Genomic DNA, 23,186 nt, shown 5'->3' on the forward strand with positions numbered 1-23,186 from the left:
TCTTAAAAGCCGGTGTTTCATTAATCTTCTTCGATAGACGCCAGATATTTCTCGCCGTCGATAAGCTTGCTTAGCTCTTCAACATCTTCAACTTTGATTTTAGCAATCCAGCCACCTTCATACGGTTCTTCGTTGATCAGCTCAGGGCTATCTTCCAGCTCTTCGTTGATTTCAACAATTTCACCGGTCACAGGCGCATAAATGTCAGAGGCAGCTTTTACAGACTCGACCAGAGAGAAAGACTCACCGGCTTCTGTTGAATCACCAACTTCCGGAAGGTCGACGAATACGACATCGCCCAGCAGGCCTTGCGCGTGATCAGAGATCCCCATCGTCACGGTACCGTCACCATTGTCACGCACCCACTCGTGGCTTTCAGCGAACTTCAAATTTTCCATTTATAACTCCTTGCGCAATGCTTATGCATTTTCTTGTCAATTTTCAGGCCCGGTCACTGCCCGGGCCAGGATTTCCATTACAGGGACCAGGGACCGTAGGGATCCATGGTCTTGTCCTTGTTGATCAATGATACAGCGGGAAACGGCCGCACAGTTTCTGTACCTGCTGCTTCACTCGTTGTTCAACGTCACTGTTGTCTTCAGGATTGGCAGCCAGTCCGTCCAGGACATCGCCGATCCATTCGCCAATTTGTTTGAATTCTTCAACACCGAAACCGCGGCTGGTACCGGCAGGGGTGCCCAAGCGGATCCCAGAGGTGACCATCGGCTTTTCCGGGTCAAATGGAATGCCATTCTTGTTACAGGTAATACCGGCCCGCTCCAGCGCTTCTTCAACCTGGTTGCCTTTCAGGCCTTTCGGACGCAGGTCAACCAGCATCAGGTGCGTGTCAGTGCCGCCTGTGACAATATCGCAACCGCGAGCTTGCAGCACTTCGGCCAAAACTTTCGCGTTATTAATCACATTTTTGATATAGATTTTAAATTCCGGCTCCAGGGCTTCACCCAGGGCAACGGCTTTACCGGCAATCACATGCATCAGTGGACCGCCTTGCAGGCCAGGGAAGACTGCTGAGTTGATCTTCTTGTTGATGTCTTCGTGGTTGGTCAGGATCATGCCACCGCGCGGACCGCGCAGCGTTTTGTGTGTTGTTGTCGTGACCACATGAGCATGCGGTAGTGGGCTTGGATGCTCACCGGCAGCAATCAGGCCGGCAATGTGCGCCATGTCCACCATCAGGTAGGCGCCTACTTCATCGGCGATGGCACGGAATTTTGCGAAATCGATTTGGCGCGGAATGGCGGAGCCCCCGGCAATAATCATTTTCGGTTGGCTTTCAATCGCCAGCTCGCGAACCTGCTCGTAATCAATCTCGCAGTTATCCTGGCTGACACCGTATTGAACGGCGTTGAACCATTTGCCGGACAGGGCAGGGCGAGCACCGTGCGTCAGGTGACCACCGGCATCCAGCGACATCCCTAAAATGGTATCGCCCGGCTGAAGCAGCGCCAGCATCACGGCACCGTTGGCTTGTGCCCCCGAGTGCGGCTGAACATTGACATACTCACACTGGAAAAGTTGTTTGGCACGGCTGATCGCGATGCGCTCGACTTCATCGACATGCTCGCAACCACCGTAGTAACGGCGACCGGCGTAGCCTTCGGCATATTTGTTGGTCAGGCAGCTGCCTTGTGCCTGCATCACTGCTTTGGAGACAATGTTTTCAGAGGCGATCAGTTCAATTTGCTGGTTCTGGCGATCCAGTTCCGCGTTGATACCGGCATTGACGGCCCCATCCACCTGAGCCAGGTTGGTGGAAAAGAACATCTCTAAATCGTGGTTTTGGTATGAAGCTTTCATTTCACGTTATCCTCAAATGCGCCCTAGTGGGTGTTCCATTTTGTGACAGCGCCGTTGGCTGATTCGTTGTTTTGGATAATGTTGGCAGCTAAGTGCTTCAATCAGAAGAAACAAACTTTATCGACTGACCCTAACAACTGCGTAACATACCTTTCTATAGATAGCCGATCAAACGGAAATTTCCAATAGTGTAACCTTGTTCACTTTAGTGCTCGCCATTTTAAGCAAACGTTTGCGTCTTGTCATGCAAAAATCTATGATGTCGGCAAATTTTAGCAAAGAAAGTTTCCTGGACCGGATGATTTTGCGAACAGTTGTCAGCGATAAGCCCTTTTACCAAAAGGGGTTTGAGCAATCTTCAGGTTTGAGAATGAATTGTGTGCATATTCTGGCGATCAGATGATTTCCAGTTGACTCTTGTTGAAAAAGCCATCAATACCACCCAAGTTTCCTTTAGGAAACTTTGTTTCAAATGTGTCGAGTCGGTCAAACTTTTTTACTTGGTGCGCTTTTGAGTTTCAGATCGGCTATGCCAGAATGAAATGAAAGCAGTACCAAGGAGAGGTGAAATGAGTGATGAACACCAGGTGGATGTGTATCCATCGATGACAGTAGCGAAAGAGCAAGGGGCTGAGAAAGAGGAAAAGATTGAACCGTTGCAACTCGGCAAACGGTTGAAGGATATCCGGATGTCGCTGGGTCTGACGCTGGAGGAAGCCAGCAAAAGAACCGGTCTGGCACGTTCGACGCTGTCGAAAATTGAAAATGAGCAGATCTCTCCGACCTTTCAGGCAATGCAGAAGCTGGCAATCGGGCTTAATATTGATATTCCGCAGCTGTTTGCGCCGCCGAAACAGATTGTCGCTACGGGCCGGCGGGACATTACCCGGCGGGATGAAGGGAAGCCGCATCCGACTTCGACTTACGAGCATGAGCTGCTGGCGACTCAGCTGACTAAGAAAAAGATGATGCCGTTCAAGTCGCGGATCCGGGCACGTCAGTTTGAAGACTATTCGGATTGGATCCGCCATGACGGGGAAGAGTTTCTTCTGGTGCTGTCGGGGGAAATTACGTTCTTTTCCGAGTTCTATGAGCCGGTCAGCCTGAGTGAAGGCGACTCTGTCTACTATGATGCCACCATGGGGCACATGCTGGTCTCGGTCAGTGAAGAAGATGCGCTGATCCTCTGGGTGACCGCCTCTTAAATTGCGGTTCCGGTGTCAGGTTTTTCACTGTCATTGTGAAATTCTGTGATGTGGCACAATTTGTTCATCAGGAAACTTTGTTTACTATAAGAAAACTGGTTTAACATCACCGCAACAAACGATAAGGATAATAGCCGCACAGCTCGCGGTTAACGGAGTAAAACGTATGTCTCAAGAATTACTGGTAACACCGCTACATGCACTACATATCGAAATGGGTGCAAAAATGGTTCCTTTTGCTGGCTATGATATGCCTGTGCAGTATGCGTTGGGCGTTCGGAAAGAGCATATCCACTGTCGTGAAGCGGCCGGGCTGTTTGATGTGTCTCACATGGGCCAATTGCGTTTGCATGGTGAAAATGCAGCCAAGGCCCTGGAAGCGCTGGTGCCGGTGGATATTATCGACCTGCCGGCCGGGAAACAACGTTATGCGTTCTTTACCAACGAGCAAGGCGGTATCCTGGATGATCTGATGGTCACCAACTTTGGCGATCATCTGTTTGTTGTGGTCAATGCGGCATGCAAAGCGCAGGATATCGCCCACCTGAAAGCGAATATGCCTGCCGACGTCGAGCTGGAGCTGATTGAAGATCGTGCGCTGCTGGCGCTTCAGGGGCCGAAAGCGGCAGAAGTGCTGGCGCGACTGAACCCGGCTGTCAGCGATATGGTCTTCATGGATGCGGCCAAGGTTGAGCTCATGGGCGTTGAGTGTCTGGTCAGCCGTTCAGGCTACACCGGTGAAGACGGCTATGAAATCTCGGTGCCGGCGGACAAATCGGAAGCGCTGGCGCGTGAGCTGTTGTCGCAAGCGGAAGTTGAGTGGATTGGTCTGGGCGCGCGTGACTCACTGCGTCTGGAGTGTGGTTTGTGCCTGTATGGCCACGATATCGACACCACAACTACGCCGGTTGAAGCGAGTCTGCTGTGGGGGATCAGCAAACCACGTCGCGCTGACGGTGAGCGTGCAGGAGGCTTCCCGGGTGCTGACTTGATCCTGGAGCAGATTAAAACCAAAGATGTGTCGCGCAAGCGTGTTGGCCTGATTGGTCAGTCGAAAGCGCCGGTGCGTGAAGGCAGCAAGCTGTTTGATGCTGATGAAAACGAAATCGGCATCGTCACCAGCGGTACCTTTGGTCCGACGAAAGGTGCTCCGGTAGCCATGGCTTACGTGAAAACTGAGCTGGCAGCGATTGGTACCGAAGTCTTCGCTGAAGTGCGCGGCAAAAAACTACCAATGACAGTAGAAAAAATGCCATTCGTACCGCAAAACTACTACCGCGGTTAACTATCTTGTTGAATTAAAGACGAAAAAGGAGCCTTGTGCTCCTTTTTCTTTATTGTGCGCCGAGCATGGCGTTGTTCTAGGAGGTGAAAGTCCTCTACGGGCTCAGTCGAGCGAGAACCGTTAGCCTATGCAAGGGTGCCCACCGTGAGGTGGGATCTGAAGGAAGCAAACGGCAAAACTTGGGTGTGACGAACAGAAACCTGATAGTAGGCCAGTACAACTTGGGTAACCTAGCAATATATAGAACAGCCCAATGCCTCGACGGGAAGTGTGTACGGGTAAATCAGGCACAGCCAAGGGAAAGAACAACGTCTTACCTCGGGAGATCTTACGACCTGTCTCGGATGAGACTAATACAACAGTGATGTTGTGTGACGGGTAATAAGAAGTCAGCAGAAGGCATAGTACCTTGGGGAAGTACAACCCAAGGGAAGGCCGGAACTGAATATATCAAGAAGCAGTCACTAGACACTCAATCATGTGGGGTCATAGCAAGATGAGCAACATCTCTACGTACTACTGGGCAACACCGCAAGTGACGCTCATGGCCACGAAGAATGACAAGCATGATCGGCGTAGACAGGAGGACGAGTCTTGGTGATCTCAACTCAGTTGATGGAGCGGATCTGCTCCTCAACAAATCTGAACCAAGCCCTGAGAAGAGTGAAGAAGAACAAGGGATGTGCTGGGGTTGATAAACTCGACATAACAGCGACTATCTCGATGCTTCGGCAGTCTTCTAATGGGCAAGCGCTCCGCCAGAGCCTTCTGGACGGGAGCTACCAACCGCAACCCGTTCTGGGTGTAGAAATTCCCAAACCTAGCGGGGGAGTGAGGCAGCTAAGTATCCCAACTGTACTTGATAGGGTAGTCCAACAGGCCATTACCTCAGTACTGACAGATATCTACGAACCTCAGTTCTCAAGCAACAGTTATGGGTTCAGGCCTAACCGCAGTGCCCACCATGCATTGGTGGCAGCAAGCCACTACATCAGGGAGGGGCGGGGTTATGTAGTCGACATAGACCTGGCGAAATACTTCGATACTGTGAACCACGATAAACTGATGCACAGGCTATCGGAGGACATCACAGATAAACGGGTCCTGAAGCTGGTCAGGTCATACCTACAGGCAGGCATAATGCGAAACGGGTTAGTTGAGCAGAGGCAACGAGGGACGCCACAGGGTGGACCATTATCTCCGCTGCTATCAAATATCGTATTAGATGAGTTGGATAAAGAGCTTGAGCGAAGAGGGCATAAGTTCTGCCGATATGCAGACGACTGCCAAATCTACGTGCACAGTGAGGAAGCCGCCAATCGAGTAAAAGCCTCAATCACGGAGTTCTTGGAGCAGAAACTGAAACTCAGGGTTAACCGTGAGAAAAGTGCGGCAACGAGAGTGACAGAGCGGACTTACCTAGGCCATCGCTTTCAACGAGATGGAAGCATCCATATCTCGAAGACAGCACAAACTCAGATGAAGAAGCGAGTGCGTCAAATAACGAAGCGGAATCGAGGGCGAGAGTTGAAGACAGTCCTAGTCGAACTCACTCAATACCTAAGAGGTTGGCAACACTATTTCAAGCTTGCCATACGGAAAAGCGCGATGCAGCGCTTGGATGAATGGATAAGGCGGCGCTTACGGTGCTATCGCCTCAAGCAGCGCAAGCGCAGATACAGCATAGCGACATGGTTACGCCAAGAGAGTGTAAGCGAACGCAATGCGTGGAAGCTGGCGATGTCAGATAAAGGGTGGTGGCACTTGGCTTTATCGCCCCAGCTCAATCAGGCCATGCCAATGAAATGGTTCAAGGAGATGGGTCAGTACTCGTTGCGAGATGGGTACGAGTCACTGAAAATATATTCGGAACCGCCGTATGCGACCCACGCTTGTACGGTGGTGTGAGAGGACGGAGGCCGTGAGGCCTCCTCCTACTCGATGTGATTTTGTCTCATAATTAAACAAGCGTCTTGTTCGAGGATCAGCTTCACTTAAAGAGGTTGAATGACCTTGGTGTGAAGACGATGAAATTGTTTGCATTTTTAACGGTAGGGTGTGCCATATTGATGGCGGTGACCGCGCAGTCAGAAAGCCTGTTGATGTCTTACGAAGAGTACATGGAACGTTGCACAGACACTTATGGACAGGACAGAACGACAACAAGTGTGTGTGACGCTCAGTATCAGGCCATCGAAAAAAAAGAACAGGAACTAATGGCCCAGGTTGATGATCAAGATGACGCAAGCCGTTCGTTGCAGTGGCAAGATCAGCCGGCATCAGCCGCAGATTGATGACGTTCCGGGACGATACCTGGGTTTGTCGACGTCATGAGTTGCCATTTGTTCAGGTGAGATTTAGTCGCAGCCGTTAGTATTTCTGAACAGCGGGCTCGATAAGGATGATCGAGGCTGACAAGGTTCGTAGATTGAAATGCAGGAGTGCAGATGAAAAATGTCTTCTTTGAAGTGTTGATGGGTATCGCAGCGATTACCGCTGCGATCGGGTTGTTTAACCTGGCTTGCACGGCAACGGCTTAATGGGTGCTCGCGTTTGAGCGCATCCAGAATCGTCCTCCCGACACGGCCGGGACAGCGCTGAATATGAAAAGCACCCATTTCGGGTGCTTTTTTCGTCTCTGGGCTGTCCGTTTGCCGGTGATGTCTTGCCGCCGCGTTAGGCTTCACGGGTTGCCATATCGGTGTTGCTCACGGCTGGTGCCTTGGGCAGGCAAATGACGGCTTCGACACCTTGGAGATCGTCCCGGTTCCTCAGCGCGATGGTGCCCTGATGAAAATCGGTAATCAGCCGGGCGATAAAGAGTCCCAGTCCCAAATGCGGTTTGGTCTGTTTGTCCTGGGGCCGGACTGAAACCATGGAGTTGAACAGCTGATCGGACATATTTTTCGGTAGCAGCGGCCCGCGGTTGCTGACCGTCAACAGCGCCATTGTCGTGGACTCCGTGAGACTTACCTCAATTGCGTCCTCATCAGTACTGAAGTCTTCGGCATTGGCGACCAGTTTATCCAGCAGCTGCGCCAGATAATCCGGCGCGCCGATCACCTCAATCTCCGCTTGCTTGATATCAAGTGAAAAACGTTGATTCGGGAAAGCCATCTGATAGCCGTGCACACAGCCCGTGACCAGTTCATTAAACGGAAATCGCTCTTTCTCTGCCCCTTGCAGGCTTTGCTCAATCCGGGTGGCTTCCGTCATGCTCGACAGAATAGTGCTCAGACGTTGAATGCCATCCTGAGCCCGGTCGATATAGCGCTGTGAGCGCTCATCCGTTGCCTGCAACGATAGGTTTTCAATCGAAGAGCGCACCACAGCCACCGGGGTGCGCAGCTCGTGTGAGAGCCGTGACGAGAGGTTTTCCAGATAATGATTATATTGACCCAGGCGGCCGACCATCCCAGCCAGACTGCGGGATAAATCGCCGATCTCATCGGTTTCTCGGGTTGGTGAAATGGGCTGTTGGATCCGGCCCTGGCTGTCAATAGCTTGCTCGGCTTCGTCGCGCAGGCGGCGGATCCGTGATGAGATTTTTGAGGCGAACAGAAACAGTGTCAGCGTGCCGATGAGGATAATGGCAATAATAGAATTGAACAGTTGCTCCAGCGCCCGGTTGCGCAGGGTCTGAATGCCGATGGTGGTTTCTTCGGCCACCACCGCGCCCATCACATTGTTATCGAGCCAGATCGGGTAGGCGGCGGCCAGGATCATCGTTTTGCCGTCGGCAGACGGACGCCAGTGGGAATAACCGCGTCCGGTAAGAGCTTGCGAGATATGTACCCCGCGGATCAGACTGGCATCATTGCCGGTGTCGATGAAGGGTTTCGGTTCAGAGAGCAGAAAACGGTAATAAAGCGGACGAAGAAAGCGTGCTTCAAAGGCGGACCACCAGGAATTGTCCTGACTGGCGTATTTGACCGAGGTAGACCAGACCCCGTTGGATTTCTGGATGTCGCCGGTTTGTGCCAGCACCCGCTGGTGGCGATCAATCACCCATAGCCGGGTACTGGTATGACCCATGCCCTGGAGGATTTGCTCTATTTCCGGGGAAGGCACCAGGACCGCTCCGAGTCGGTGTTGATGAGAGGTGTTGGAAGTGCCGATAATGGCATCAATTTCGCGGTTTTGTCTGTTGTTCACATCGTACAGGGCAAAACCGAGTTTGTTGCCGATAAAGGAGAGCGGTAGGCGGAGCTCAATGTTGTAGCCTTCCGGGGTGGTTTTCCAGTAGCCCTGGATTTGCGTTTGGATGCTCAGGTTGGCCGAATCGGTAATATCGTCCCGGATTTGCCAGGCATTGACCCAGCCGTCTTCGTACGCGGCGATCACGTAGCGGTAGAATTCGCCATCGGGCGAAGTCATCGCCAGGATTAGGTGGTCGTTGCGATCAACCCGGGTCGCGTTTTTACGTCGCAGGATTGGATGCTCGTCACTGACGGCAAAGCTAGCGTACAGGTAACCATCATACTTTCCAATCATATGGCGAAAGTGGATGCTGTTATCCATATACGGACGGCGGCTGAACTGTACATACTCACGACCGTAGTGCAGCATTTTGTCGTCATAGTCGGTCCAGTCGTTGAGTTTGCCATCGAGCTGGATCGGATTATTAAGATCAAAGGCATACAGATCCCGCCCGACTTTGACCGATTCCAGGAAGCTGGCCTGATCGCTGAACAGCTTAGGTCGTTCGTTTAGTGCGGTGGCGACCGCACGCGTGGTACCAATCAAGGTCTGTTCCTGGCCCTGCCGCAGCAGTTGCTCCATTTCCTGAATGTACTTGTAGCCGATCCAGGGCAGGACCAGCAGAAAGCTGGCAATCAGGATCACTTTGGTCCGCAGGCCGAAGGTTGGCTTTGGCAGGGCACTGAGCCATGTATTTATTCGCCCCATCGGTAACCCATGCCGTAAACCGTGCTGATGCGATCAAAGCTGCTGTCAATTTGAAGGAATTTTTTCCGGATCCGCTTGATATGCGAGGTGATGGTGCTGTCATCAACCACCACTTGCGCTTCATCCATTAAATCATGGCGGCTTTTAACATGGCCCGGTCGTTTGGCCAGGGCGTACACCATCCAGAACTCGGTGACGGTCAACTCGATTGCTTGCTGATCCCAGAACACCTGCATCTTGTTTTGGTCGATAGTCAGGGAGCCACGCTCTATCAGGGTTTCTTGTTCCGAGGGCGTGGCGAGTAGATCACTGCGCCGGAACAGAGCGGCGATGCGGGCAATCAGGTGAGGCAGGCTGATGTCTTTGGTCAAGTAATCATCTGCGCCCATCCGCAGGCCGCATACGGTATCAAAATCACTGTCCCGGGCTGTCAGGAAAATAATCGGGATGGTCGGCGACATCGCGCGCAGTGCCTGGCACAGGGTAAAGCCACCATCGATTTCATTTTGCAGACCGATGTCGATGATCGCCAGATCCGGCAAGCATTGTTCAAACGCGGCCTGGGCATCCGGGCGGTTATCGAATCCCTGAACCTGGTAGCCGTGTTTTTCCAGGACATCCATGTAGTTTTCGCGGATCGCGGTTTCATCTTCGATAATGGCAATTTTCTTCATAAGGCATTTTCGCTGCTTGAGTACGGATCGTTGTGCTCGATCCGGTGGCAAATTGTGGCAATGTGCTGACTATACATCAAAAAAAACACGATAAAAGGTAAGGGCTGCGATTGCCCTTTTTTTGCCACAATTGATCAGCAGATTGCCTTTTTTTGTCCCCAGGATAGCCAGATCGGCTTGGTTAAATGAACTCATCAACAGCAGCGAAGCACGAACTTCGCCACTTATTTACCGATGAGGAAGACACCATGAAAAAGCAGCTTATTTCTACCCTAATCGCCACCACACTGATGGCCTCGACTTTCACGACGTCTGTTCATGCGGACAGTGTGCAGTCATCTGATCACCAGCAACAAAGCAGCTATAGCGTTGCAGAAGATGAACAGCTGATTGGCCTCGGCTCAGGCGCAGCAATGGGCGCGGTGATCGGTGGCCCGGCAGGGTTTGTGGTGGGGGCTATTGTTGGTGGGATTATCGGTACTGCCGTTGGGCAGGACAGCTACATTCAGGCGCAGGATGAAGAAATGTCATCCCTGACTTCGCGCAATGCTGAACTTGAGCGTATCAGCGCAGAATATAACGACTCGCAAATGGAACTGGCGCGTTTACAACAGGAAGTGATTCAGGCCCGAATCGCCGAGCGGGAGCAGGAAGCCCGTCAGATTGACCTGGGTCTGGAAATGAACGTGCATTTCCGGACCGGATCGGCAGTGATTGAGCCGCTGTTTATGGCGCAACTGGATGAGTTGGCAGAACTGATGAAGCAGGCCCCTGAAGTGAGCTGGGAGCTATCCGGCTATGCTGATCGCCGGGGCGATAGCATGAAGAACTATGAGCTGTCCAAGCGCCGTGTTGAAGCTGTTCGCACTTACCTGGAGCAGCACGGTGTTGATCCCGAGCAGGTACTGGCTTCTGCATTCGGTGATCAGGAGCCTTTGAAAGCAGAGCAGAGCTTTGAAGGGGACTTCTTCGATCGACGCGTGACCCTCCGCAGTACTCAAATGGCTGTTCAGACGGCGAATGCAAACTGACAGAACTTGAGAAAAAGGTGAGCAATGAACCATGAAATAACAAAGGGAGCACCGGGTTGGGTGCTTCCACTCTTTATTCTGGCATTACTGGTTTTACAACTGGCGGTGAAGTCAGGGGATGTGCGTGCGCAGCAGATTGATATTTTGCATGGTGAAACCTTAAAAGCCTGGCAATCGCTGGATCTGCCGGCACGCAAGGTTGCGGTAGAGGAGCATGCAGATGTTCTTGGATGAGCAACAATGGATCATGGTGCTACTGAAGATTTCCGTGCTCCACTTGAGTCTGATTTATTGCTAGAAACCGCTGGCTATGAACGGGAATACAAGTGGAGGAGAACAACAGGCCGGGGAGTCTTCGGAGAATTTCACGAGCGGCCAAAGCGAAGCACCATGTGCCGCGCGTGAATTGTTCGAAGCTGTTATGACTGACCCGACAACACAGTTCTCAGACGCTCCTGAACCACTTCGACCAGCAGATCCGGTTGGAACTTGGAAATAAAGCGATCACAACCCACTTTTTTCACCATAGCTTCATTGAAGCTGCCGCTGAGTGAGGTATTCAGGGCAATATGCAGGTCTTTCATCCGCGCATCACTCCGGATTTCATGGGTGAGCTTATAGCCATCCATCTCCGGCATTTCGGCATCGGTAAACATCATCAGCAGTTCGTCATTGATGTGTTTGCCTTCGTCGCACCATTGCTTCAGCAAGTTCAGGGCTATCAGGCCGTTACTGGCTTCAATGATCTGCAAGCCTAATTGAGACAAGGTATCGCGGATCTGAGCCCGGGCAGTTGAAGAGTCATCAACAATCAGGACCTTCTGGCCGTGGAAATGGTTGGCGATTTCGTCATCCAGCACACCTTGTGAAATCTGGACGTCATAATCGATGATCTCCGCCAGCACCTTCTCGACATCAATAATACTGACCAGCCGATCAACCCCGTCACGCTGCAATTTGGTAATAGCGGTCAGGTAGTTGTTGCGGCCGACCTGGCTGGGTGGTGGCTGAATGTCTTTCCAGGTCATATTCTCAATATTCATCACCTGGCCGACCAGAAAGGCTTGAACGGTGCGGTTATATTCGGTGATGATCATGTTTTGCTCGCCGCCGTTGTCTCCCGGACGCATCCCAATCGCCTGGCGTAAGTCGATCACCGGAATTGACTGACCGCGGGTACAGGCGACACCGGTAATACTCGGGTGAGAGCCGGGAAGGCTGTTGAGCTTGGGCAGCTTCACGACTTCTTTGACTTTGAATACATTGATCGCAAAGAGTTGGGCAGTATTGAGTTGGAAGATAAGTAATTCCAGGCGGTTTTCACCGACAAGCTGCGTACGCTGATCAACGGAATCGAGAATATTGGCCATAATGTGCCCGACTGCTCTTAGAATTGTTAATTACTTCATCGGATTATACGGGCCTCATTCCAGTATTGTCACCCCTTTCTTGGAACCGGATCGGCACTTCGCGATGTCGGCAGCGGTTCTGTCTCACTCAATATGAGCCCGATCACACATGCGATTGGATTTCCTTAATTCAGGGCCGTACGACAGTCCGCAAAGCCTGTGTAGGGTCACTTTTTTTGGTTGCCAAAACCTGAATCTTAAATTCCATATTTAATAAATGAATTTATCGATTTGGTAATGATTCATGCTGATTTTGTCAGATAAATTTGTCTCGAATCGAAATAATTTTAGGTTAAATTTGTATCTGAAAAGATAACTTACAAGCTGAAACAACGTTAACACTGTTTTAACTTAAATTTGTTGAAGGTAATTGATTCATGTGGTTAGGGTGTTACAAAATGTAAACTGATGAAAGTGAAGTTATTTTTGAGCACTGCCACCTGAATCAGGTAGTATGAAAAATGTACAAGTCATGGGAAAATACCCCGGAAAAGATAATTTCTCTCGAAAGTTCTGTTATTCGTAAATTTGACTGGGGTGGGTTCATGAAGTTCGTGCTGATTTTTTTACTGTCTACTGCAGGTGGTGTTCTTTCCGGCGAACATTTTCATTCTTTTATGGCAGGTTTCGGTGTGGCCGCAATGGCGGTTGGCACGGGATACTGGCTGGCATTTCGCTGTTCAACCCGCTATCCGCAACTCGCGTTGCTGATGCTTCTGATGGGAATGATGGCGAAAATGGGTGTGACCGTTGCCGGGGTGATGTGGGGCCTGGAAGCGAAGCTGATAAACTCGCCGATCGTCTTTGCGCTTTCCTATCTGTTCTTCTCGATTGTGGTGACTTACTTGTATTCAAGACTGCGGGAATTCCAGATGACTCGGGTAAGCGCTGCGGCTGAGACTCGTCCTGGCGAGTTTGCGACCCAGAGTTAAGGCGTAGCAGAACTACTCACCAGAGATGGTGTTTTGCGCAGGCAGTGAGCGCGTAAAGAGAAAGCGAGCTTCAGGGCTCGCTTTCTTGTTTGTGCGCCGAGCATGGCGTTGTTCTAGGAGGTGAAAGTCCTCTACGGGCTCAGTCGAGCGAGAACCGTTAGCCTATGCAAGGGTGCCCACCGTGAGGTGGGATCTGAAGGAAGCAAACGGCAAAACTTGGGTGTGACGAACAGAAACCTGATAGTAGGCCAGTACAACTTGGGTAACCTAGCAATATATAGAACAGCCCAATGCCTCGACGGGAAGTGTGTACGGGTAAATCAGGCACAGCCAAGGGAAAGAACAACGTCTTACCTCGGGAGATCTTACGACCTGTCTCGGATGAGACTAATACAACAGTGATGTTGTGTGACGGGTAATAAGAAGTCAGCAGAAGGCATAGTACCTTGGGGAAGTACAACCCAAGGGAAGGCCGGAACTGAATATATCAAGAAGCAGTCACTAGACACTCAATCATGTGGGGTCATAGCAAGATGAACAACATCTCTACGTACTACTGGGCAACACCGCAAGTGACGCTCATGGCCACGAAGAATGACAAGCATGATCGGCGTAGACAGGAGGACGAGTCTTGGTGACCTCAACTCAGTTGATGGAGCGGATCTGCTCCTCAACAAATCTGAACCAAGCCCTGAGAAGAGTGAAGAAGAACAAGGGATGTGCTGGGGTTGATAAACTCGACATAACAGCGACTATCTCGATGCTTCGGCAGTCTTCTAATGGGCAAGCGCTCCGCCAGAGCCTTCTGGACGGGAGCTACCAACCGCAACCCGTTCTGGGTGTAGAAATTCCCAAACCTAGCGGGGGAGTGAGGCAGCTAGGTATCCCAACTGTACTTGATAGGGTAGTCCAACAGGCCATTACCTCAGTACTGACAGATATCTACGAACCTCAGTTTTCAAGCAACAGTTATGGGTTCAGGCCTAACCGCAGTGCCCACCATGCATTGGTGGCAGCAAGCCACTACATCAGGGAGGGGCGGGGTTATGTAGTCGACATAGACCTGGCGAAATACTTCGATACTGTGAACCACGATAGACTGATGCACAGGCTATCGGAGGACATCACAGATAAACGGGTCCTGAAGCTGGTCAGGTCATACCTACAGGCAGGCATAATGCGAAACGGGTTAGTTGAGCAGAGGCAACGAGGGACGCCACAGGGTGGACCATTATCTCCGCTGCTATCAAATATCGTATTAGATGAGTTGGATAAAGAGCTTGAGCGAAGAGGGCATAAGTTCTGCCGATATGCAGACGACTGCCAAATCTACGTGCACAGTGAGGAAGCCGCCAATCGAGTAAAAGCCTCAATCACGGAGTTCTTGGAGCAGAAACTGAAACTCAGGGTTAACCGTGAGAAAAGTGCGGCAACGAGAGTGACAGAGCGGACTTACCTAGGCCATCGCTTTCAACGAGATGGAAGCATCCATATCTCGAAGACAGCACAAACTCAGATGAAGAAGCGAGTGCGTCAAATAACGAAGCGGAATCGAGGGCGAGAGTTGAAGACAGTCCTAGTCGAACTCACTCAATACCTAAGAGGTTGGCAACACTATTTCAAGCTTGCCATACGGAAAAGCGCGATGCAGCGCTTGGATGAATGGATAAGGCGGCGCTTACGGTGCTATCGCCTCAAGCAGCGCAAGCGCAGATACAGCATAGCGACATGGTTACGCCAAGAGGGTGTAAGCGAACGCAATGCGTGGAAGCTGGCGATGTCAGATAAAGGGTGGTGGCACTTGGCTTTATCGCCCCAGCTCAATCAGGCCATGCCAATGAAATGGTTCAAGGAGATGGGTCTGTACTCGTTGCGAGATGGGTACGAGTCACTGAAAATATATTCGGAACCGCCGTATGCGACCCACGCTTGTACGGTGGTGTGAGAGGACGGAGGCCGTGAGGCCTCCTCCTACTCGATTATCATCCGGCAATCATTGATGGTTCCGCGCTGCAGCGTTGTGGCCCATGTGACAGCAAGTGATCAGACTTTCTGAATCCCCATCTGAAACACATGATGTACGTCGTTATTCGGGGTGAGCAGGGTGATATTGGCTTTATAGCCTGCGGCGATTTTTCCGTACTGATCGTCGATATTCAGGGCACGAGCCGGGTAGAGACTCGCCATGCGGAAAGCTTCTTCCCGGCTGAGGCCGACTTCATGGATCAGGTTGTTCACCCCTTCAATCATGGTGATTGCTGCGCCGGCAATGGTGCCGTCTGCATAGTGACATTTCCCACCCGTTACATAAGCTTTGGTTCCGGCCATATCATACTCTGTCATGTCCGTGCCTGCCGGGGTCACCGCATCGGTGACCATAAACAGGCGATTGCCCAGGACTTGGTGGGCAATGCGTACCGAAGCGAAATCTGAGTGAATCCCGTCTACGATAATCCCGGTATATGGCTTCTTGTCAAAGATGTAGCCCACGGCACCCGGCTCACGTGAGCCAAACGGGCTCATCGCGTTGTAGAGATGAGTCGCCATGGTCACGCCATGCTTGGTGAGCAACACATCGTAGCTGGCATTGGTGTGGCCCATGGAGACAGTGATTCCGGCTTCGGTCAGGATGTCGATAACGGACTGATCGCAGTTTTCCGGCGCCAGGGTGATCACTTTGATTTTATCGGCATGATCAGCCAGATAATAGGCGGTCATCTCATCGAGGTGGCGGATATGGATGGGATCATGTGCGCCTTTTTTCTCTGTATTAATAAAAGGGCCTTCCAGGTGCAGGCCAAGGATGCCCTGAGCCTCCCTGTTTTCAACATCGCCAATCAAATCAATGACCTTGCGCATCGGCTCTCTGTCACTGGTGATGAACGTTGGTAAATACTGGGTGGTGCCGTGCCGCAGGTTGGTCTGGTTCATGATATCCAGAGTCGACTGCCGGATATCGGTATTGAGCAGGACGCCCCCACAGCCGTTTAGTTGAATATCAATAAATCCTGCTGTTGCCGTCAGGCCGCTGGCATCAATGGTTGTTTCAGGCAACGGGGTATCTTGCATGGGACCTACGGTCTGAATCGTATCGCCTTTGACGATGATCGCTTGGTCGCTCATGGTGCGACTACCATCAAAAACGTCAACGTGGGTTATGGCAAACATAGGCATCTCGTTCATTAAGCCGGACTCACCTCGAAGCTTGTGGCGCTTGATTGCGCCGAGCGGATGTACCTCGAGGACCAATTAACTTATTTTTCCCTTTGAAATAAGATAAGGCGCACGGAAAGCAGAGTCAATACTGAGGCGAGAAAACTGTTTTGTATGTCAAATTATATGCAACGTTCAGGGACCTGTTAACAAAGTTGTTGGGCGGGTTCCACTCCTGTGGGTATTGATATCGTCAATCAAGGCCGGGCCGCGCTCGGATAACAGCTTGCGTGGCGGTTGGAGAAGCACCAGACCCGTGCCTTCAATCTGCCGGGTTATCTCGCCTGTGTCTTGCTGATTTTTGTGTTTTTGCGTTGGCGATGATCTACTGGTTTGCTGCTGGCATCGGGCGGCGTCTGGTTGATGCCGGTGAAGCAATTCACCGGCTTTTAGTTGTGCGCCGAGCATGGCGTTGTTCTAGGAGGTGAAAGTCCTCTACGGGCTCAGTCGAGCGAGAACCGTTAGCCTATGCAAGGGTGCCCACCGTGAGGTGGGATCTGAAGGAAGCAAACGGCAAAACTTGGGTGTGACGAACAGAAACCTGATAGTAGGCCAGTACAACTTGGGTAACCTAGCAATATATAGAACAGCCCAATGCCTCGACGGGAAGTGTGTACGGGTAAATCAGGCACAGCCAAGGGAAAGAACAACGTCTTACCTCGGGAGATCTTACGACCTGTCTCGGATGAGACTAATACAACAGTGATGTTGTGTGACGGGTAATAAGAAGTCAGCAGAAGGCATAGTACCTTGGGGAAGTACAACCCAAGGGAAGGCCGGAACTGAATATATCAAGAAGCAGTCACTAGACACTCAATCATGTGGGGTCATAGCAAGATGAACAACATCTCTACGTACTACTGGGCAACACCGCAAGTGACGCTCATGGCCACGAAGAATGACAAGCATGATCGGCGTAGACAGGAGGACGAGTCTTGGTGACCTCAACTCAGTTGATGGAGCGGATCTGCTCCTCAACAAATCTGAACCAAGCCCTGAGAAGAGTGAAGAAGAACAAGGGATGTGCTGGGGTTGATAAACTCGACATAACAGCGACTATCTCGATGCTTCGGCAGTCTTCTAATGGGCAAGCGCTCCGCCAGAGCCTTCTGGACGGGAGCTACCAACCGCAACCCGTTCTGGGTGTAGAAATTCCCAAACCTAGCGGGGGAGTGAGGCAGCTAGGTATCCCAACTGTACTTGATAGGGTAGTCCAACAGGCCATTACCTCAGTACTGACAGATATCTACGAACCTCAGTTCTCAAGCAACAGTTATGGGTTCAGGCCTAACCGCAGTGCCCACCATGCATTGGTGGCAGCAAGCCACTACATCAGGGAGGGGCGGGGTTATGTAGTCGACATAGACCTGGCGAAATACTTCGATACTGTGAACCACGATAAACTGATGCACAGGCTATCGGAGGACATCACAGATAAACGGGTCCTGAAGCTGGTCAGGTCATACCTACAGGCAGGCATAATGCGAAACGGGTTAGTTGAGCAGAGGCAACGAGGGACGCCACAGGGTGGACCATTATCTCCGCTGCTATCAAATATCGTATTAGATGAGTTGGATAAAGAGCTTGAGCGAAGAGGGCATAAGTTCTGCCGATATGCAGACGACTGCCAAATCTACGTGCACAGTGAGGAAGCCGCCAATCGAGTAAAAGCCTCAATCACGGAGTTCTTGGAGCAGAAACTGAAACTCAGGGTTAACCGTGAGAAAAGTGCGGCAACGAGAGTGACAGAGCGGACTTACCTAGGCCATCGCTTTCACCGAGATGGAAGCATCCATATCTCGAAGACAGCACAAACTCAGATGAAGAAGCGAGTGCGTCAAATAACGAAGCGGAATCGAGGGCGAGAGTTGAAGACAGTCCTAGTCGAACTCACTCAATACCTAAGAGGTTGGCAACACTATTTCAAGCTTGCCATACGGAAAAGCGCGATGCAGCGCTTGGATGAATGGATAAGGCGGCGCTTACGGTGCTATCGCCTCAAGCAGCGCAAGCGCAGATACAGCATAGCGACATGGTTACGCCAAGAGGGTGTAAGCGAACGCAATGCGTGGAAGCTGGCGATGTCAGATAAAGGGTGGTGGCACTTGGCTTTATCGCCCCAGCTCAATCAGGCCATGCCAATGAAATGGTTCAAGGAGATGGGTCTGTACTCGTTGCGAGATGGGTACGAGTCACTGAAAATATATTCGGAACCGCCGTATGCGACCCACGCTTGTACGGTGGTGTGAGAGGACGGAGGCCGTGAGGCCTCCTCCTACTCGATTGTGGGCTATTTAATCAGGCTGAGGATTTCTTTGAATTGTCCCCCTTCGGCAACGGCTTGCAACTCAAACAGGACCATCTCGGTACAGGTGAGGCTGGCACCGGCCTGTTGCAGCTTGTTGAGGGCAATTCGTTTGTTGTTGGCCTGACGTGAGGAGACCGCATCGGCTACAACCTCAACATGGTATCCGGCATCGAGCAGCTCCCGGACTGTCTGATAAACACAGATATGCGCCTCAATCCCGGCCACAATCACACTCTTGCGCCTGGTTGCCTCTAATGCACTGACAAATTCCGGTGACTTGTAACAGCTGAAACTGTTTTTGGCGATTGGCTCCTGATGTGGCAGGTTGTCGGCGATCTGCGGAATTGTCGGTCCGAGTTTATTCGGAAGCTGCTCGACCCAGACGACGGGAAGTTCTAGTACCTTGGCCCCCTTAACCAGGACTTCTAAGTTGCTGAACAGGGTATCCCGCTCATCCATGAGTTGTGCCAGCTTGCCCTGAACATCGACAATGACAAGCGTGGTCTCGTTCGCATGAAGCATGATCATGTCCTTTTGTTAGCTTTACAAACAGTTAGCATAGCGGGTTTTGCCGGCTTCTCTATGCGATGATCGTCTAACTGTGAGCCGGACCCGGCTATCATCACACAATTAATCCCGTTGCTTGAAACCAGAAAACTCGATACCCGCCAGGCGGGCCATCTCATAGTCCCAGGTTGCCAGGTCATCTTTATCGAACTGATTGAGATGACAATGTCCACAGGCGCGTGCCATCACTTGCATCAATTCTGTCGAAGCGGTGAGAAAGTTAGTTAACTGATGCGCCGCTTTCTCTGGATTCAGCTTCTGGCGCAGATCGGCGTTTTGGGTTGCGATTCCGGCCGGACAGTTGTTGGTGTTACAGATCCTTGCGGCGACGCAGCCGATCGACTGCATCGCACTGTTGGCGATCGCAATCCCATCGGCGCCCAGGGCCAGCGCTTTGACAAAATCCACCGGCGTTCTGAGGCCGCCGGTTATGATCAGCGTGACTTGATCCGACATGCCCTGTTTATCGAGAAAATACCGCGCCCGGGCCAGGGCAGGGATGGTCGGGACGCTGATATGATCGCGAAAAATTTGCGGAGCCGCCCCGGTTCCGCCGCCCCGGCCGTCGAGAATGATGTAATCAGCACCAGCTTCCAGGGCAAAGCCCATATCCCGTTCAATATGATTGGCGCTGAGCTTAAACCCGATCGGGATTCCGCCGGTGAGATCGCGGACATGATTGGCAAACTCGGCAAAATCAGCCGCAGTTTTCAAATCGGTGAATGTGGCAGGCGAGATCGCTTCGGTGCCGGGCTCCAGGCAACGGGTTTTGGCGATTTTATCAATGTTCTTGGCTGCGGGAAGATGGCCACCGGTGCCGGTTTTTGCCCCCTGGCCGCCTTTGAAGTGGAAGGCCTGTACTTTGGGGAGCAGGCCTTCATGGTAGCCAAATTTGGCGCTGGCCAGCTCGTAGAAATAACGGCTGTTCGCTTGCTGCTCTTCAGCCAGCATCCCGCCTTCGCCTGAGCAGATCCCGGTGCCCGCCTGCTCAGCCCCCATTGCCAGAGCGGTTTTGGCCTCTTCGGATAGGGCGCCAAAGCTCATATCGGAGATCAGCAGTGGAATATCCAGCACCAGCGGACGCTTGGCTTTGGGGCCGATGACCAGTTCTGTGCCGACTTTAGCCTCATCCAGCAACGGCTTGGTGGCCATTTGCGCTACCATGATTTGAATATCATTCCAGTCGGGCAATTGGTAACGGGGTACGCCCATGGCGGTCATCGGGCCGTGTTTTCCCATCGCGGAAAGGCCTTCCCGGGCCAGTTGGTGAATCAAGGCGACGGTCGGCTCTTCTTTGGTCGCTTTGGCTTCTGGCATGGCATGCGCGTCGGTAGAAGGCCCCGGTCCTTCTTTCCCGATGTCATCGGCAATGAATTGTCGATGGGTGCCGTCACAGAAGGGGGCATTCGCGGTGTGTTTGCAGGCACACAGGTATTCGTCGCTGCTTTTCTCGGCTTTGAACTGCATCGGGGTGAAATCCGTCCCTGAATGAGAGCCGTCGCAGAAGGGTTGGTTGGCTGAACGGCCGCAGCGGCAGAAGTAATATTCTTTCCCTTCAACTAAACTAACTTTAACAGGGCGGTTATTGGCAACGACAGGCTTGCTCATGAGTCTCCCTCCATCCAACTGCTGATATGGACGCACTTTTTATGAGTTTGTTGATAGAGTATGGGGGAGAGCGGGAGAATTTGCAGACACGCGCTCTTTACAGTCGCACCGATTCGGGGAACAATGGGCGCGCATTAACTATTAGGTAACGTTTGTAGAATTATGGCTGAGAAAAAAGCAAACCCTTTGACCGATTTGATTTTTAACGTCATTGTCCCGTCAGTTGTTCTGATGAAGCTCAGTGGTGAAGAGCACCTGGGTTCATTAGTGGCACTGCTGGTGGCACTGGCATTTCCCGTGGTCCTGGGTGGCTATGAGCTGATTAAGTACAAAAAGTTTAACTTTATCTCGTTACTGGGGTTTGTCAGCGTCCTGCTGACCGGTGGTATCGGCTTACTGAAGTTGGATGCCCAGTGGCTGGCTGTGAAAGAAGCGTTGATCCCGGGATTGATTGGGGCCGCTGTGTTTATCTCCACTTTTACTAAGTATCCGGTTGTCAGCAAAATGTTGTTCAACGACACGGTACTGAATCTGGATGTGATCAAGCGAAAGCTGGCAGAAAACGGTAAAGTGAAAGATTTTGATCGCTGCCTGATGAAATCCAATTACCTGTTCTCAGGAACGTTCGTGTTTTCCTCTGTCATGAACTACGTTCTGGCGACCACGATTGTCACCAGCCCTTCCGGCACACAGGCCTTCAATGAAGAGTTGGGTAAGATGACACTGCTGAGTTATCCGATGATCGCGATTCCATCTATGGTGATGATGATGGGGATCTTCTACTTCATGTGGCGTCAAATCCGCCAGATGACGCAGCTGGAAACCGCACAGATTTTCAAGACCCAGTAAACTCGCCATCCGTCGATTGCCCAAACCGAATTTGAAACCAGCCTTCGCGGCTGGTTTTTTATCGTCTGGCGCTTGCCTGTCGCCGTGATTTAGCGCACACTTTGCCCGTTTCTGATATAACATTAGGTTTGCGATTATGGCTTCAACAGCAGCAGCGCTTCATATTCTGGTTAAACACAAAGAACAAGCCGACGACATCCTGAAGCAATTGAAAAAAGGCGCGAAATTTCAGACGCTGGCAAAGAAATACTCTACTTGCCCATCAGGCAAACGGGGCGGCGATCTGGGTGAATTTCGCAAAGGTGCAATGGTTCCGGCGTTCGATAAAGCCGTTTTCACCGGTAAAGTACTGGAGCCAATCGGCCCGGTGAAAACCAAGTTTGGGTATCATATTATTAAGGTGTTGTACCGGACGTAGTTCGCATTCGGGTATCTGTGCTGACTAGGGCACAAATTGACACAGAATCATGGACCCATTTGATGGCAGGGACAATTTAAGCTGCTCTCGCTTTGACCTGCCATATCTGACTCGCTTCTGCCCCCATTATGGGTTACGCCTCGAAGTTCGAACAAATATGTTCAGGTAACTTCGATATGCAAAAACTAATAAGTGGCAAAAGCAAGATCTGACCCCACTGGCGATACTTGCCAGACTGCGAACACAGCCGCAAGGCAAGATTCAAAATTAGTCGAAAGGCAATTTAAAGAAGGCAGAGTCAAGAGCTCTGCCTTCTTTACTAATAAACTAAACCCACGCGGATAACCTTCTCTCTCTGGTATACAATGTAAAAACTCTAGTAACCTCCTCAAAGAACATAATCTGAAACCAAGTATGAGTCGCAGAGGAAACTGTCGTGACAATGCCGTAGCGGAAAGCTTCTTCCTGCTTCTAAAACGTGAGCGGTGAATGGACAACCTCATCTGAGCCTGAAAGTATTTTCCAGAGAGGCTCTGAATCAATTTGGAGAATGTAACCCTATTCTGTTTCCTTCTGAATCAAGGAAAATGGCAAAAAATCCACTTTCGTCAGCATGAGCTGTTTTAGGGATAATGATTTCACCGCGATTCTTCACCACTTCATCAAGAATGACCTGAAGGTTGTCTCCCCCGTTTAGGTATATAGTCACGCCACTTGACGAAGGCTGAAAACCTTCTTCTTTTAAAATAACACCAGTCACTAACTGATCTTCATAAGGGAATATGCCCATTTCCATACCCGGCATTTCCATTCTTTCTATATTGATGCCCAGAATCGCCTGGTAGAATTCGATTGCTCTTGAAATATCTAATGCTGGAATTTCAAAAATAGAAATATAACTGTTCATACCTTCTCCACTTTTATTCATGCTGAATCGCCTTTTTTCTGGTTCCATCCGGTC

At 51.2% G+C, this 23,186-nt stretch carries 20 protein-coding genes; 11 read left to right on the plus strand and 9 right to left on the minus strand.

The genetic code is table 11. The annotated features are described in order from the left end of the window. Positions 1-20: 20 nt before the first annotated feature. Both gcvH and NNL38_RS23280 read right to left on the minus strand, forming a co-directional pair. Positions 21-398 carry a glycine cleavage system protein GcvH gene (gene gcvH / locus NNL38_RS23275; protein WP_255391253.1) on the minus strand — a complete coding sequence of 126 codons (378 nt, stop codon included), beginning with the start codon at positions 396-398 and terminating at the stop codon, positions 21-23. Positions 399-522: 124 nt separating this feature from the next. Further along, entirely contained in the window at positions 523-1,818 is a 1,296-nt protein-coding gene (locus tag NNL38_RS23280) for a serine hydroxymethyltransferase (protein WP_255391254.1), read from the minus strand. A gap of 569 nt (positions 1,819-2,387) precedes the next feature. Between NNL38_RS23280 and NNL38_RS23285 the strand changes: the two genes are divergently transcribed. The 4 genes from NNL38_RS23285 to NNL38_RS23300 all read left to right on the plus strand — a co-directional run bounded on the left by NNL38_RS23285 (position 2,388) and on the right by NNL38_RS23300 (position 6,602). Then, entirely contained in the window at positions 2,388-3,023 is a 636-nt protein-coding gene (locus NNL38_RS23285; RefSeq protein ID WP_255391256.1) for a helix-turn-helix domain-containing protein, read from the plus strand. Positions 3,024-3,189: 166 nt separating this feature from the next. Continuing rightward, positions 3,190-4,308 (plus strand): glycine cleavage system aminomethyltransferase GcvT, encoded by a 1,119-nt coding sequence (gcvT, locus tag NNL38_RS23290; protein ID WP_255391257.1) that lies wholly within the window; start codon positions 3,190-3,192, stop codon positions 4,306-4,308. A gap of 615 nt (positions 4,309-4,923) precedes the next feature. Beyond that, positions 4,924-6,216, plus strand: a complete 1,293-nt coding sequence (ltrA, locus tag NNL38_RS23295) for a group II intron reverse transcriptase/maturase (RefSeq protein ID WP_369414613.1) — start codon at positions 4,924-4,926, stop codon at positions 6,214-6,216. 110 nt (positions 6,217-6,326) lie between these two features. Further along, positions 6,327-6,602: a hypothetical protein gene (locus tag NNL38_RS23300; protein ID WP_439651405.1), complete on the plus strand. Its 276-nt coding sequence runs from the start codon at positions 6,327-6,329 to the stop codon at positions 6,600-6,602. Positions 6,603-6,984: 382 nt separating this feature from the next. Here the strand turns inward: NNL38_RS23300 and pdsS are convergent, their stop codons facing one another. Further along, a complete protein-coding gene (gene pdsS, locus NNL38_RS23305) occupies positions 6,985-9,216 on the minus strand; it encodes a proteobacterial dedicated sortase system histidine kinase (protein ID WP_255391258.1) in 2,232 nt (743 codons plus the stop codon). Continuing rightward, positions 9,204-9,890: a proteobacterial dedicated sortase system response regulator gene (gene pdsR / locus NNL38_RS23310; RefSeq protein ID WP_255391260.1), complete on the minus strand. Its 687-nt coding sequence runs from the start codon at positions 9,888-9,890 to the stop codon at positions 9,204-9,206. The genes pdsS and pdsR overlap by 13 nt, the downstream gene beginning before the upstream one ends. A 248-nt stretch (positions 9,891-10,138) precedes the next feature. On the opposite strand from pdsR, the gene pdsO reads away from it, so the two are divergent. Both pdsO and NNL38_RS23320 read left to right on the plus strand, forming a co-directional pair. Beyond that, a complete protein-coding gene (pdsO, locus tag NNL38_RS23315) occupies positions 10,139-10,921 on the plus strand; it encodes a sortase-associated OmpA-like protein PdsO (protein ID WP_255391261.1) in 783 nt (260 codons plus the stop codon). Between the two features lie 24 nt (positions 10,922-10,945). Beyond that, on the plus strand, positions 10,946-11,155 hold the full coding sequence (locus NNL38_RS23320) for a hypothetical protein (RefSeq protein WP_255391262.1): 210 nt from the start codon (positions 10,946-10,948) through the stop codon (positions 11,153-11,155). 185 nt (positions 11,156-11,340) lie between these two features. Here the strand turns inward: NNL38_RS23320 and NNL38_RS23325 are convergent, their stop codons facing one another. After that, a complete protein-coding gene (locus tag NNL38_RS23325; RefSeq protein ID WP_255391263.1) occupies positions 11,341-12,291 on the minus strand; it encodes a chemotaxis protein CheV in 951 nt (316 codons plus the stop codon). Positions 12,292-12,875: 584 nt separating this feature from the next. Here NNL38_RS23325 and NNL38_RS23330 point away from each other — a divergent pair. Both NNL38_RS23330 and ltrA (NNL38_RS23335) read left to right on the plus strand, forming a co-directional pair. Next, the gene (locus NNL38_RS23330) at positions 12,876-13,262 is read left to right on the plus strand and encodes an NADH:ubiquinone oxidoreductase (protein ID WP_255392321.1); all 387 of its coding nucleotides are present in this window, start codon (positions 12,876-12,878) and stop codon (positions 13,260-13,262) included. Positions 13,263-13,914: 652 nt separating this feature from the next. Next, complete coding sequence (gene ltrA, locus NNL38_RS23335) at positions 13,915-15,207, plus strand: group II intron reverse transcriptase/maturase (RefSeq protein ID WP_369414611.1); 1,293 nt, start codon at positions 13,915-13,917, stop codon at positions 15,205-15,207. A 98-nt stretch (positions 15,208-15,305) separates the two neighbouring features. On the opposite strand, the gene nagA is transcribed toward ltrA (NNL38_RS23335), so the two are convergent. Then, the gene (gene nagA, locus NNL38_RS23340; protein ID WP_255391264.1) at positions 15,306-16,430 is read right to left on the minus strand and encodes an N-acetylglucosamine-6-phosphate deacetylase; all 1,125 of its coding nucleotides are present in this window, start codon (positions 16,428-16,430) and stop codon (positions 15,306-15,308) included. 1,001 nt (positions 16,431-17,431) lie between these two features. Between nagA and ltrA (NNL38_RS23345) the strand changes: the two genes are divergently transcribed. Continuing rightward, positions 17,432-18,724: a group II intron reverse transcriptase/maturase gene (gene ltrA, locus NNL38_RS23345; protein WP_369414622.1), complete on the plus strand. Its 1,293-nt coding sequence runs from the start codon at positions 17,432-17,434 to the stop codon at positions 18,722-18,724. Between the two features lie 41 nt (positions 18,725-18,765). Here ltrA (NNL38_RS23345) and NNL38_RS23350 read toward each other — a convergent pair whose 3' ends face one another. Beyond that, positions 18,766-19,305 carry a hydrolase gene (locus NNL38_RS23350; RefSeq protein ID WP_255391265.1) on the minus strand — a complete coding sequence of 180 codons (540 nt, stop codon included), beginning with the start codon at positions 19,303-19,305 and terminating at the stop codon, positions 18,766-18,768. 108 nt (positions 19,306-19,413) lie between these two features. After that, a complete protein-coding gene (locus NNL38_RS23355) occupies positions 19,414-20,958 on the minus strand; it encodes a glutamate synthase-related protein (RefSeq protein ID WP_255391266.1) in 1,545 nt (514 codons plus the stop codon). A gap of 162 nt (positions 20,959-21,120) precedes the next feature. Between NNL38_RS23355 and NNL38_RS23360 the strand changes: the two genes are divergently transcribed. After that, positions 21,121-21,807 carry a VC0807 family protein gene (locus NNL38_RS23360; protein WP_255391267.1) on the plus strand — a complete coding sequence of 229 codons (687 nt, stop codon included), beginning with the start codon at positions 21,121-21,123 and terminating at the stop codon, positions 21,805-21,807. Between the two features lie 136 nt (positions 21,808-21,943). Continuing rightward, on the plus strand, positions 21,944-22,225 hold the full coding sequence (gene ppiC, locus NNL38_RS23365; protein ID WP_007465584.1) for a peptidylprolyl isomerase PpiC: 282 nt from the start codon (positions 21,944-21,946) through the stop codon (positions 22,223-22,225). 538 nt (positions 22,226-22,763) lie between these two features. Here ppiC and NNL38_RS23370 read toward each other — a convergent pair. Beyond that, on the minus strand, positions 22,764-23,153 hold the full coding sequence (locus NNL38_RS23370) for a VOC family protein (RefSeq protein WP_255391268.1): 390 nt from the start codon (positions 23,151-23,153) through the stop codon (positions 22,764-22,766). Between the last annotated feature and the right edge of the window lie 33 nt (positions 23,154-23,186).

It is taken from the genome of Photobacterium atrarenae, assembly GCF_024380015.1.
In the GTDB taxonomy this organism is placed as follows: Bacteria; Pseudomonadota; Gammaproteobacteria; order Enterobacterales; family Vibrionaceae; genus Photobacterium; species Photobacterium atrarenae.

Bases quoted from the DNA above. Each gene is read 5' to 3' on its own strand.
- gcvH (WP_255391253.1), bottom strand. From the start codon at position 398: ATGGAAAATTTGAAGTTCGCTGAAAGCCACGAGTGGGTGCGTGACAAT.
- NNL38_RS23280 (WP_255391254.1), bottom strand. From the start codon at position 1,818: ATGAAAGCTTCATACCAAAACCACGATTTAGAGATGTTCTTTTCCACC.
- NNL38_RS23285 (WP_255391256.1), top strand. From the start codon at position 2,388: ATGAGTGATGAACACCAGGTGGATGTGTATCCATCGATGACAGTAGCG.
- gcvT (WP_255391257.1), top strand. From the start codon at position 3,190: ATGTCTCAAGAATTACTGGTAACACCGCTACATGCACTACATATCGAA.
- ltrA (WP_369414613.1), top strand. From the start codon at position 4,924: ATGGAGCGGATCTGCTCCTCAACAAATCTGAACCAAGCCCTGAGAAGA.
- pdsS (WP_255391258.1), bottom strand. From the start codon at position 9,216: ATGGGGCGAATAAATACATGGCTCAGTGCCCTGCCAAAGCCAACCTTC.
- pdsR (WP_255391260.1), bottom strand. From the start codon at position 9,890: ATGAAGAAAATTGCCATTATCGAAGATGAAACCGCGATCCGCGAAAAC.
- pdsO (WP_255391261.1), top strand. From the start codon at position 10,139: ATGAAAAAGCAGCTTATTTCTACCCTAATCGCCACCACACTGATGGCC.
- NNL38_RS23320 (WP_255391262.1), top strand. From the start codon at position 10,946: ATGAACCATGAAATAACAAAGGGAGCACCGGGTTGGGTGCTTCCACTC.
- NNL38_RS23325 (WP_255391263.1), bottom strand. From the start codon at position 12,291: ATGGCCAATATTCTCGATTCCGTTGATCAGCGTACGCAGCTTGTCGGT.
- NNL38_RS23330 (WP_255392321.1), top strand. From the start codon at position 12,876: ATGAAGTTCGTGCTGATTTTTTTACTGTCTACTGCAGGTGGTGTTCTT.
- ltrA (WP_369414611.1), top strand. From the start codon at position 13,915: ATGGAGCGGATCTGCTCCTCAACAAATCTGAACCAAGCCCTGAGAAGA.
- nagA (WP_255391264.1), bottom strand. From the start codon at position 16,430: ATGTTTGCCATAACCCACGTTGACGTTTTTGATGGTAGTCGCACCATG.
- ltrA (WP_369414622.1), top strand. From the start codon at position 17,432: ATGGAGCGGATCTGCTCCTCAACAAATCTGAACCAAGCCCTGAGAAGA.
- NNL38_RS23350 (WP_255391265.1), bottom strand. From the start codon at position 19,305: ATGCTTCATGCGAACGAGACCACGCTTGTCATTGTCGATGTTCAGGGC.
- NNL38_RS23355 (WP_255391266.1), bottom strand. From the start codon at position 20,958: ATGAGCAAGCCTGTCGTTGCCAATAACCGCCCTGTTAAAGTTAGTTTA.
- NNL38_RS23360 (WP_255391267.1), top strand. From the start codon at position 21,121: ATGGCTGAGAAAAAAGCAAACCCTTTGACCGATTTGATTTTTAACGTC.
- ppiC (WP_007465584.1), top strand. From the start codon at position 21,944: ATGGCTTCAACAGCAGCAGCGCTTCATATTCTGGTTAAACACAAAGAA.
- NNL38_RS23370 (WP_255391268.1), bottom strand. From the start codon at position 23,153: ATGAATAAAAGTGGAGAAGGTATGAACAGTTATATTTCTATTTTTGAA.